Source organism: Chryseobacterium sp. HNCC26DJ239, from assembly GCF_057180445.1.
In genome coordinates, this window is the sequence record NZ_JBXUGJ010000011.1 from 18,493 (window position 1) to 29,567 (window position 11,075).

Annotated in this window: 10 protein-coding genes; 6 read left to right on the forward strand and 4 right to left on the reverse strand. The window is 36.3% G+C overall.

Going from position 1 to position 11,075, the window contains the following annotated elements; genetic code table 11:
- Positions 1–149: 149 nt before the first annotated feature.
- Positions 150–698, forward strand: a complete 549-nt coding sequence (locus tag AC2A1D_RS17575; protein WP_484044885.1) for a type 1 glutamine amidotransferase domain-containing protein — start codon at positions 150–152, stop codon at positions 696–698.
- Between the two features lie 220 nt (positions 699–918).
- Here AC2A1D_RS17575 and AC2A1D_RS17580 read toward each other — a convergent pair whose 3' ends face one another.
- On the reverse strand, positions 919–1,206 hold the full coding sequence (locus AC2A1D_RS17580) for a putative quinol monooxygenase (protein ID WP_484044886.1): 288 nt from the start codon (positions 1,204–1,206) through the stop codon (positions 919–921).
- Positions 1,203–1,820 carry an NAD(P)H-dependent oxidoreductase gene (locus tag AC2A1D_RS17585; protein ID WP_484044887.1) on the reverse strand — a complete coding sequence of 206 codons (618 nt, stop codon included), beginning with the start codon at positions 1,818–1,820 and terminating at the stop codon, positions 1,203–1,205. Before AC2A1D_RS17585 ends, AC2A1D_RS17580 begins: the two co-directional genes overlap by 4 nt.
- A gap of 210 nt (positions 1,821–2,030) precedes the next feature.
- On the opposite strand from AC2A1D_RS17585, the gene AC2A1D_RS17590 reads away from it, so the two are divergent.
- The 3 genes from AC2A1D_RS17590 (at position 2,031) to AC2A1D_RS17600 (ending at position 5,488) form a co-directional block, all read left to right on the forward strand.
- The gene (locus tag AC2A1D_RS17590; RefSeq protein WP_484044888.1) at positions 2,031–2,951 is read left to right on the forward strand and encodes a LysR family transcriptional regulator; all 921 of its coding nucleotides are present in this window, start codon (positions 2,031–2,033) and stop codon (positions 2,949–2,951) included.
- 803 nt (positions 2,952–3,754) lie between these two features.
- Positions 3,755–4,468, forward strand: coding sequence for a hypothetical protein (locus tag AC2A1D_RS17595; RefSeq protein WP_484044889.1), 714 nt, complete (start codon positions 3,755–3,757; stop codon positions 4,466–4,468).
- A gap of 9 nt (positions 4,469–4,477) precedes the next feature.
- Complete coding sequence (locus tag AC2A1D_RS17600; RefSeq protein ID WP_484044890.1) at positions 4,478–5,488, forward strand: porin family protein; 1,011 nt, start codon at positions 4,478–4,480, stop codon at positions 5,486–5,488.
- A 235-nt stretch (positions 5,489–5,723) separates the two neighbouring features.
- On the opposite strand, the gene AC2A1D_RS17605 is transcribed toward AC2A1D_RS17600, so the two are convergent.
- Both AC2A1D_RS17605 and AC2A1D_RS17610 read right to left on the reverse strand, forming a co-directional pair.
- Positions 5,724–6,203, reverse strand: coding sequence for a DUF6515 family protein (locus AC2A1D_RS17605; RefSeq protein ID WP_484044891.1), 480 nt, complete (start codon positions 6,201–6,203; stop codon positions 5,724–5,726).
- Complete coding sequence (locus AC2A1D_RS17610; RefSeq protein ID WP_484044892.1) at positions 6,104–6,655, reverse strand: hypothetical protein; 552 nt, start codon at positions 6,653–6,655, stop codon at positions 6,104–6,106. Before AC2A1D_RS17610 ends, AC2A1D_RS17605 begins: the two co-directional genes overlap by 100 nt.
- 310 nt (positions 6,656–6,965) lie before the next feature.
- Here AC2A1D_RS17610 and typA point away from each other — a divergent pair, with 310 nt between their 5' ends.
- Together typA and AC2A1D_RS17620 are read left to right on the forward strand one after the other, a co-directional pair.
- Entirely contained in the window at positions 6,966–8,771 is a 1,806-nt protein-coding gene (gene typA, locus AC2A1D_RS17615) for a translational GTPase TypA (RefSeq protein ID WP_484044893.1), read from the forward strand.
- Between the two features lie 164 nt (positions 8,772–8,935).
- Positions 8,936–10,537, forward strand: a complete 1,602-nt coding sequence (locus AC2A1D_RS17620; protein ID WP_484044894.1) for a glycoside hydrolase family 10-like protein — start codon at positions 8,936–8,938, stop codon at positions 10,535–10,537.
- Positions 10,538–11,075 lie beyond the last annotated feature (538 nt).

The following is an 11,075-nucleotide window of genomic DNA, read 5'->3' on the forward strand; positions in this document are numbered from 1 at the left end:
AGGATGAGTAAAGGCAGGTTACACCAATGGTTTACAGATGAGGTTCAGGAAAAAGAATTTCTTTTTTTAACATTTTTTAAATACCACAGTTTTTTTTCATGGCATTATCTTTTCTTAGGATGATATTATAACACCAAAAAATAAATAATATGTCTAAGAAAATTGCCATTTTGGCGACCCACGGTTTTGAAGAAAGTGAATTGAGCTCTCCTAAAGAGTATCTGGAACAGCAGGGTTGGACTGCCCATATTGTAAGCCCAACCAGCGGATCGATTAAAGCATGGGCAGAGAAAGATTGGGGTAAAGAATATCCTGTTGATAAAACTTTAGATGAAGCTTCAGCTTCCGATTATGATGCATTAGTTTTACCGGGAGGCGTAATTAATCCGGATCAGCTTCGTACGCAGGAAAAGGCATTGAGTTTTGTAAAAGATTTCTTTGCACAGCATAAACCGGTTGCCGCCATTTGCCATGGTCCTCAGATTTTAATTAGCGCAGGTGTAGTAGAAGGAAGAAAACTTACGTCTGTAAAATCTATCAGTACCGATTTAAAAAATGCCGGTGCAGAATGGGAAGATCGTGAAGTAGTAGTCGATGAAGGCTTGGTGACGAGCAGAACGCCAGAAGATCTTCCTGCCTTTAATGCCAAATTAGTAGAAGAGGTAAAAGAAGGGAAACACAGTGAGCAAACTATGTAGTGGGATTAAAGCAGCACTAAAAAATTAAAAAATGTAGTCTTCTTTAATAGAAAAACGCATTTGGTAGAAAAGAATTATACTGGAACTATTTCCTCACAGATAAAGAGCTTTCCGAAAAGGAAAGCTCTTTGTTTTGATTTGTATAAAGAACAGTGAAAGGTGTAGTTTATCCAATATTTCCTGTTGGTTTTCTTAGAATGAATAATAGTGCAAATGGATATTATATCTTCTGTGAAATATAGATCTGCGGTTTCTCCTGGAGTTTTTCGTCTACTAAATCTACAAATTCCTGAATATAAGATTGCTGATTGTGTTGCTCTAAACCTTCTTTGCTTTTCCATATTTCATAAAAAATAAAGTGGTTTTTATCTTCTATACTTTGGTGAAGCGTATATAATTCGTTGGCTTCTTCTTTCAAGGTTCCGGTTACCATGTTTTTCAGTACCGTTTCTACTTCCTTTCTATAGTCTTCTTTTGATTTGATAATGGCGGTAAGGTAGATTTTCATAAAGCAAGTTGAGGTTGTAATTCTTTAGAAAATACTTCTCTAAGGTGGTCTCTGTAAATCTTCATATCTCTTTCTATGTCTGCATTTTTTTCTACATCATGAAAGTGGAAACTTTCCATTTTTTCTAAAGATACAAAAGCATTCATTCTGTGGAAGCCAAATAAAGGGCCGTTGTCTACACTGGTTTCGTTAAAAAATTCTCCGGGAAGCGTAAAGGCAGTTTCGGGAGCGTTCCAGCTTGTGGTCACCATATATTTTCTGCCGCCCAACATACCGCCAGTTCCGTAATTGATTTTCGGGTTGTCGGCTTTTCTTCCGTCGCTCATGTAAATTCCTTTCGCATGACCTGCTGTAAAGACTTCGTCGATGTATTTCTTTAAACCATTCGGCAACTGAAACCACCAAATGGGCGTGTGGTAAATAATGTAATCTGCCCACACAAACTTTTGAACTTCTTCGTCTTTATCGTAGTTGTCGCTTACATGAGTGATTTTTACGTCTACATTTCCGAAGCTTTCTAAAACCTGTAAAGTGTTATCTGTAATGGTTTGGTTATATTTTCCACCTGAGTGTCCGAAGTTTTGTCCGCCGTTAATAATCAATACTTTTTTCATAATATGACTGTTGTTTTAAATTGATGGGACAAAGTTATGACGCTTATTTGTATAATTAAAATAATATAATTTATATCTTTGTATTATAATTCTGATAAATAATAAGTAATCGGTAATGAGTAATGAGCAATAATTTTTTGATGAGGCTAAACTTTTAATTATTTATCTTAAACCCTAACCCCTAACCCCTAAACCCTAACTCCTAAAAGAATGGTTAATCTGGAATGGTATCGCACCTTTAAAGCGATTTATAAAACAGGAACTTTAACGGGAGCCGCCGATGCGTTGTTTATCTCGCAACCTGGTGTGAGTTTGCATTTAAGTTCTCTGGAAGCGTATGTTGGGTATAAATTATTCGACAGAACAGGACGAAAAATGATTCCAACAGAAAGAGGAAAGGTGTTGTTTAATGCCGTGAGCGAACCTCTGTCTAAACTGGAAGAAGTGGAAAAGAATTTTCAGAAATGTGCAGAAAAGCACACGCCGACCATTAGTGTCGGAATGTGTTTTGAGACGTTCCAAACGACATTGGAGCAGTATGTTTCTACGTTGCCTTTTAATTTAATTATCAGTTTTGGAGAATATCCGGAAATGCTCGACCAACTTGATAAAGGTATTCTGGATTTGATTATCACCCCTAAAAAAGGAACTTCTCCTAATATTTTGCAGGAAGCCTTTTCTTCAGAACAGATTGTTTTGGTAGGCGGAAACAACGTAAACCTAAACGAGTTTAAAGAAATTCTGAAAACCAACGATCCCGAAAGTATTGAAAACTGGCTCACAAAAGAGAAATGGTACGGAACCACCAGAGATATGGAACATCTTTTTCAGTTCTGGCTGTTGAATTTTGGGCATAAGCCGAAGTTTAGGCCTAATTATATTGTTCCAAATTTGAATTCTATTATTCGTTGTCTGAAAGGAGGGAGCGGTCTTGCAGTTGTCCCTGATTTTCTTTGTAAAAGCGAGATTGAAAACGGCGAAATAAAACTGATTTGGGAAGGAAAAGATAAACTGGAAAACACACTCTACTTCGGCTGCCGTAAGAAAACGATGTATCAAAACGAAATAGACCATATTAAAGGTCTTTTCAGAAAAATGATGGCGAAACCCAAAGAGGTTGAGGTGGAATAAAAGTTTTTAACAACTAAATTCACAAAGCTTTTCACAATGGTCACTAAGAATTGTGTTCTTTGTGAAAAAACGTTGTGCTATTTGTGTTTAAATAGAATTTCCCTTAAAGTTTTTAGCCACTAATTCCACAAAGCTTTTCAGAACGGTCAATAAGATTTGTTTTCTTTGTGAAAAAACGTTGTGCTCTTTGTGTTTAAGTAGAATTTCCCTTAAAGTTTTTAACCACTAATTCCATAAAGCTTTTCAGAACGGTCAATAAGATTTGTGTTCTTTGTGAAAAAAAAAATCGTGCTCTTTGTGTTTAAGTAGAATTTCCCTTAAAGTTTTTAACCACTAATTCCACAAAGCTTTTCAGAACGGTCAATAAGATTTGTGTTCTTTGTGAAAAAACGTTGTGCTATTTGTGTTTAAGTAGAATTTCCCTTGAAGTTTTTAACCACTAATTACACAAAGCTTTCACAATGGTTGCTATAATTTGTGTTCTTTGTGAAAAAACGTTGTGCTCTTTGTGGTAAAATATGCTGTCGCTTAAAGTTTTCAACCACTAATTCCACAAAGCTTTCCACAACGGTTACTAATATTTGTGGTTATTAAGGTAAGGAAATCTGTAAAAGCCCATTAATAGAACGTTTTTAAGAAGTAAGAATTCTTGTTTATACATGATAAAAATTATTTTGTAAGTGTTTAGTTTTTATGGTAGTATATACTTTTTTATTGTATATTTAATAGAGAAAGAGATAAAGAGCGAGATTGTAAGGTGCTTTTTACAAAAGCTTTCAAAACTAACCACGAAAACAAAGTATATGATGAAATATAAACTTACCGAAAAGGTAATTCTTCTATTTTTAGCTGTATTTACAGTACAAAGTGTAAAATCTCAAGCAATAATTGCGCTTTTCTTTGGAGATAAAATTACCAACGAGAATGTTTATGTAGGTTTGTATCTCGCAGCACAATCTTCTTCTATTTCTAATATCGATAATGCTAAAAACGGGATGGGCCTCTCTATTGGAGCTTATACAGATTTTAAGCTCTCACAGAAATGGTCTGTTACCAATTATCTCTCTTTTAAATCTCCTTTGGGGATGAAAGAAATTCCTTTACAATACCAAGTGGTAAATAATGCCATGTATCCGGAAGGTTCTACTATTAAACGCAGTTTACTGTTTTTCGAATTGAATCCTCTAATGCGTTATCATATTACTCCTTCTTTCAGTATGGGACTAGGTCCAGATTTTGGCATCAAGCTAAAAGCAAAAGATTATTATATCTACGAACAACCCGATGGCTCAACCAATACTGTAGAATACAAAGTAAGAGATTATTTTACGATGTGCAGTTTCGGATTTGCTGCCGATCTGCAATACGCTTTGCAGCAGGGAAAAGGGCTTAGGTTTAATGTAAAATACAATCAAGGAATTACCAATATATATAAATCTGAAGTAGGGCAGAACGGGAAGGGTTCTTATATACATTTTGGAGTTGGGATTCCTATCGGAGGTAATAAAAAACAATAACTTTTTAGTATGAAAACGATTAGAGTAATGGCGTGTTTATTTATGGGTTTAGCCATAAATACGCAAGCTCAGGAGAAAACAAGAGAATACCGCGAGAAAAGACAAGCGTATGTAGATAGTATAAAAGCTTCTACATGGCCATATAAATTGCCGGTTTGGGGAAATAAAATAGTAAAACGTGGCGTAGATTTGCCTTATCCTATAGGAGTAATGCTGAACTATGTAAATGCAGAGCAGGCTGTAGAGATTTCTGATCTGATGGTGGGAGTAAACGATTTGGCTCCTGTTCCTTTAGATTTTGTGAAATTTGGAGACGTAAAAGCAAAAGTACAGGGCTTAAACGTAAGAGCAGATGCATGGATTCTCCCTTTTGTGGATGTCTATGGCTTTGCAGGGAAAACTTGGGCATCTACCACCATTAATGTTGTGGCGCCAATAAAGTTTTCTGGAACCACGAGCTTCAATGGTGAAATTTATGGGGCTGGTTTAACATTCGGTGGAGCGTATAAAAATGTTTTTGGGACAATAGATTATAATCATTCATGGACCAAATTTGAACAAATTAGTGGCTCTATCCATTCTCAAATGGTAACCCCAAGAATTGGGTATATTTTCCACTTCAAGAATCATCCTGATCAGAACATTGGTTTATGGGTTGGTACTTCGGGACTTTTTGTGAATAGAACTACCGAAGGCGTAATTCGCCTTTCTGATTTGAATATTGGGGGTAATGCGGGAGACTTTGATATTGAGGGAACGCAGTGGTACCAAAACTTAAGCCCCGCGCAACAGGTTGTATTTAAGAAATTGGCCAATAGTATTAAAGATAAATTAGAAAATGTAGATGTGTCTAATGTAACCATTCCGTACAGTTTAAATAAACAGGCGACCTCACATTGGAGCATGAATGTTGGAGGCCAATATCAGCTCAACCATCGTTGGCAGTTTAGAACAGAGGTAGGCTTTTTAGGAGGGCGTTCTTCTTATTTGTTTTCTACCAATTATAGATTTGGTTTTTAAGGAACTATCTCAAACTTCACTATATTTTTCGAAACCATCTTACATTATCGTAAGATGGTTTCTTTTGTTTTGGGAGGAAATGCATTGTTTTAAATGGATGATTTCTTATGTAGTACAGATTATTTGTTTATGCTCAATAAATTATCAGCAGTACACTATTGCCTAATGTATAGTAACAAAAAAAGACCACCTAAACGAATTCAGATGGTCAATTAAAATAATTTTATGAAAAAGATTACTCTTGCTTAGCCTCAGCTACTTCATACATGTTTTTACCGTTATATTGTACTGGTTGATAATATGTATCACCATATTTTACAAATTTTTGTTCCCCAAGGCTTACCTCTTCTGCACCTTCCGGAAGATGTTCTATTACAGAACCTGCCGTTGGAGCAACTACGTTATATCCTCCAGAACTTTTTTCGTAGAAAGTTCCTCCATAATAATAATTATTCGTTGTCTCGTGTACAGTTTCATACCCAGAAGGAAGTACTTTAATGGTTGCGCCTACTGGTGCTTCTACGACAGTATACCCATTATTGCTCTCTCTATAATAAACCCCTTGATCGTAATGATATTTTTGGTTGTTTACAGAAACGATAATTGCAGTAGTTGCTAAGCTCGCCACAAAGAATCCCCATGGATGCCAAACTGGCCCCCAATGAAATGGTCTGAACGGATGTAGTAATAAGGATGGAAAGAATAATAACCCCAACCGCCATGACGATACGGAGGTCTTACATATGCTCTGCGAGGAGGTCTTACGTGTACATTAACGTTGGTACGGTGGTTATTATTAATATGTACATTGTTTCGGTTGTGGCTGTTATTAACATGGATGTTGTTGTTTCTGTTTCCAGAGTTTTTTACCACAGGTCTGCTGTTGTTTCCAGGTTTTCTGTTTATGGTTGCATTATTTCCTGGTCTGTTTCGGTTGTTGCTAGAGACAGCAGGTCTTTTGTTTGCTGCTGGTCTGTTGGTTGAAGGTCTACTCGCAACGGCTCCTCCGCGGGCGGCAGGTTTTCTTGCAGGAATGGCTTTTCTTACAGGTGCTTTTGCATTTCCTGCACCAACACGATGTTGCGCAAAGCTGTCTGAGGGCAAGGTGATAGCCAAAACAAATAGTGAAGTAGCGGCTACCTTTTTAAAGAATTCAATGTTCATCATAGTCTTCTAAAGATTTCTGGTTAATAATTAATTGTTGGTTTATAATAAGTTTTTAATTCATGAATGTTTATAGTAAATATACGTTTTTTTGATTATAAATGTATTGATAATGAGTTAATTTATTCATGTTTTTTCATTCTGTGTAGAAATAACTAAGAATAGAAGGCCTATTTATGGTATAAACAAGCAAATTGGGATAAATTTTAGCATTACCTAATATAAATCATTCATTATGAATTTGTTAATTACTAAAGTAATTTTACTTATTTCTCATAAAATTTCGTTACTTTTGCACCCGTAAAAATCTTATATGCAAAACATTAGAAATATTGCGATTATCGCACACGTTGACCACGGTAAAACTACCTTGGTTGATAAGATCATCCACGCTACCAATATTTTCAGAGAAAATCAGGAGAGTGGAGAATTAATCATGGATAATAACGATCTTGAAAGAGAGAGAGGGATTACCATTTTATCAAAAAATATTTCTGTTACTTATAAAGACACTAAAATTAACGTAATCGATACTCCTGGTCACGCCGATTTTGGTGGTGAGGTAGAGAGAGTATTGAAAATGGCAGACGGGGTTATTTTGTTGGTGGATGCTTTTGAAGGCCCAATGCCACAAACAAGATTCGTACTTCAGAAAGCTTTAGAATTAGGATTAAGACCATTGGTAGTTATCAACAAAGTTGATAAACCAAACTGTCGTCCGGATGAGGTTCACGATCAAGTTTTTGATTTGTTCTTCAATCTTGAAGCTACAGAAGAGCAACTAGACTTCCCAACTTTCTATGGATCTTCAAAACAAGGATGGTTCAACACTTCACTAGAAGAAACAGATAACATTATGCCATTGTTGGATGGTATTTTACAATATGTTCCAGCTCCGAAAGTAACGGAAGGAAATCTTCAGATGCAGATTACTTCTTTAGATTATTCTTCTTTCTTAGGAAGAATCGCTATCGGTAAAGTTACAAGAGGTGAGCTTAAAGAATCTCAATGGATCGGTCTTGCACAAGCAGACGGAAAAGTTGTAAAAGGAAAAGTAAAAGAATTATATGTTTTCGAAGGTTTAGGAAAGAAAAAAGTAACTGAAGTAGGAGCAGGTGATATCTGTGCGGTAGTAGGTTTTGATGCTTTCCAAATTGGAGATTCATTTGTAGATCTTGAAAACCCTGAACCGTTGGAAAGAACGGCAATCGACGAGCCTACGTTGAACATGACTTTCTCTATCAACAACTCGCCTTTCTTCGGTAAAGATGGTAAATACGTTACTTCAAACCACTTGAAAGAAAGATTAACGAAAGAATTAGAGAAAAACTTAGCATTAAGAGTTCAGCAAACAGACGATGCAAATACATTCCTAGTTTTCGGTAGAGGTATTCTTCACTTATCAGTTTTAATTGAAACAATGAGAAGAGAAGGGTATGAAATGACTATCGGACAGCCTCAAGTAATCCTTAGAGAAATTGATGGTGAAAACTGTGAGCCTTACGAATCTTTGGTTGTAGATGTACCTGAAGAATATGCTTCAAGAGTAATCGATTTGGCAACGCAGAGAAAAGGTGATCTTCACATTATGGAAACTAAAGGTGAAATGCAACATATGGAATTCGAAATTCCTTCAAGAGGTTTGATCGGATTGCGTTCTCAAATGCTTACAGCTACTGCAGGTGAAGCAATTATGGCACACCGTTTTACAGAATATAAGCCTTTCAAAGGAGCTATTCCTGGAAGAAACAATGGGGTATTGATCAGCAAAACTCAAGGTCCAGCTACAGAATATTCGATCAACAAACTACAAGATAGAGGTAAGTTCTTTGTAGATCCGGGAGAGGAAATCTATGCAGGGATGATTATTGGTGAGCAAAACAAACCAGGAGACTTGGTAGTAAACATCGTTGAAGCAAAACAGCTAAACAACATGAGAGCTGCAGGTAAAGATAAAGATACTGGTGTTGCGCCAAAAATCTTATTCTCTCTTGAAGAATGTATGGAATATATTCAAGGTGATGAAGCAATCGAGGTAACTCCAAACTTCATTAGAATGAGAAAGAAAATCCTTTCTGAAGAAGAAAGAAAAAGAGTAGAAAGACAAGGAAAAGCGTAAGCGTTTTCTTATATAAAAGTAAAAGCCCCGAATTTCGGGGCTTTTTTTATGGTTAATTATGAAAAGTTTCGGCGGAGCCAAAGGCTCCGCCGAAACTTTTCACTCTAAAATGCTCTATTTATAGAGGATATTATTAGTTTTGTCTTTTCGATAAAGAATTCAAGATGAAGATTATCAATACGAAACTTATATATATATTAGGAATAGCAGCATCAATATCAGTCTCATGCTCGGTACAAGGAAATATTGCGGCGAATGTGGGTTCTGAGAAGCCTTCAAAATCTACTTCAAAAAAAACAAATGTTCGTGATTCTTTAATTACAAATAGTACATCTATTACAGAAACTGAATATAAAGTAAGCCTTCCGGAAATCAAAAGAGAGTTTCGCGGCGCTTGGATTGCGAGTGTGGCAAATATCAATTGGCCGTCACGAAATAACCTTTCTGTGGAGCAACAAAAGGCAGAAGCTATTAAAATGTTAGATCTTTTAGAGAATAATAATTTTAATGCAGTAATTTTTCAGGTAAGACCTTCGGGAGATGCCTTATATACAAGTAACATTGAACCTTGGTCATACTTTTTGACCGGACAAACCGGAAAAGCACCTGAACCAAATTATGACCCTTTACAATTTTGGATCGAAGAATCTCACAAAAGAGGGTTAGAATTACATGTTTGGCTCAATCCTTACCGTGCTCATCATACCAACGGAGGAACAGTTACAGAACATTCGATGGTGAAAAAACTATCGGATATCATCGTTCGCTTAAGAAACGGAATGTACTGGTTTGATCCGGCAAATGAAAAAACACAAGGGCATGTTTCGAATGTTGTAAAAGATATTGTAAAAAGATATGATATCGATGCAGTGCATTTCGACGATTATTTTTATCCTTACGCAACCTATAATAATGGTAAAGATTTTCCCGATAACGCAACTTGGAACGAATATCAAAAAAATGGGGGAGTACTCTCTAGAGCAGATTGGCGAAGAGACAATGTGAATCGTTTTGTTGAAAGAATTTATAAAGAAATCCATGCAGAAAAAAGTCACGTTCGATTTGGAATTAGCCCTTTCGGAATTTGGAAATCTGGCTATCCGCAAGACGTTGTAGGCTCTTCACAATACGACGAATTGTACGCCGATGCTAAATTATGGCTAAATAAAGGCTGGGTAGATTATTTTGCGCCCCAATTGTATTGGCCGGTTGCAGCAAAAGAACAGGCTTTTGGTTCTCTCCTTCAATGGTGGAAATCTGAAAACACAATGAACCGCCATCTTTGGCCAGGTTTAAATACAGTGGAAGTAAAAGTTTCAGACCGCCCTTCAGAAATTAAAAATCAAATCGAATTATCCAGACAAATTTTGGGGAATGACGCAGGCGAAATTCATTGGAGCATTGCTGGCTTAACAAAAAATGCAAACATGCTTTCTGCATTAAAAAACGGTCCCTATGCAGAAAAGGCTCTAATACCAAAAACACCTTGGCTAAAAGCTACCCCATTAGAAAAGCCGACACTCTTTATTAATGACTCTTCAGATGTTGTAAACGTTTCCTGGAGCTCAAAAAAAATTGCAGATGTTTTCCAATGGGTACTGTTCAAACAATATAACGGAGTTTGGGAAACCGAAATACTTACCCTCGAAACTCTTTCCAAGCAAATCCCAAAAACAAAAGACGGGAAGATATTAAATGCTGTTGCAATAAAATCAATAGACCGCCTCGGCAACGAAAGTGATTATTTCGCCAAAAAAATTCGATAATCCACAATCAACCTCAAAGCCCTCTTTGAGGTTTTTTTATATATTACTAAACACTCACCACTTATCCCTTATATTTTTTATAAGCTTATTCCCTCTGGTAATTTATGCTGAGCGTAGTCGCAGCGCTCTATCTTTTTTTCGTCGAGGCTCCTCACAAAAGGATGCCGTTCCCATCGGGGCTAGGATATGAGTATAGGAATAGGTAATAGGTAATAGGTAATAGGTAATAGGTGGAGTAGGTAATCCCCACAACCCACACTGTAATCCACCAACCCACGAGCACACCCACCCTCGAACCCAACAATTAATAATTAACAATTAACAATTTAAAAACTTTTGGTACAGTTTTTCAGGGAGTTGAGTATTTATGTTAAATAAAAGTTACGGAAAGCTTGTGGGTTAAATTAAAAGGTTCTACTTTTGCACCACTGAAAACGAGAGGAAGTAAGTAGCGTAGAAGAATAAAAATAAGAAAAACTTTTAAAAAAAATAAACAACGAAAAATTTTGTAAAAACAAAAAGAGTTGTATATTTGCAG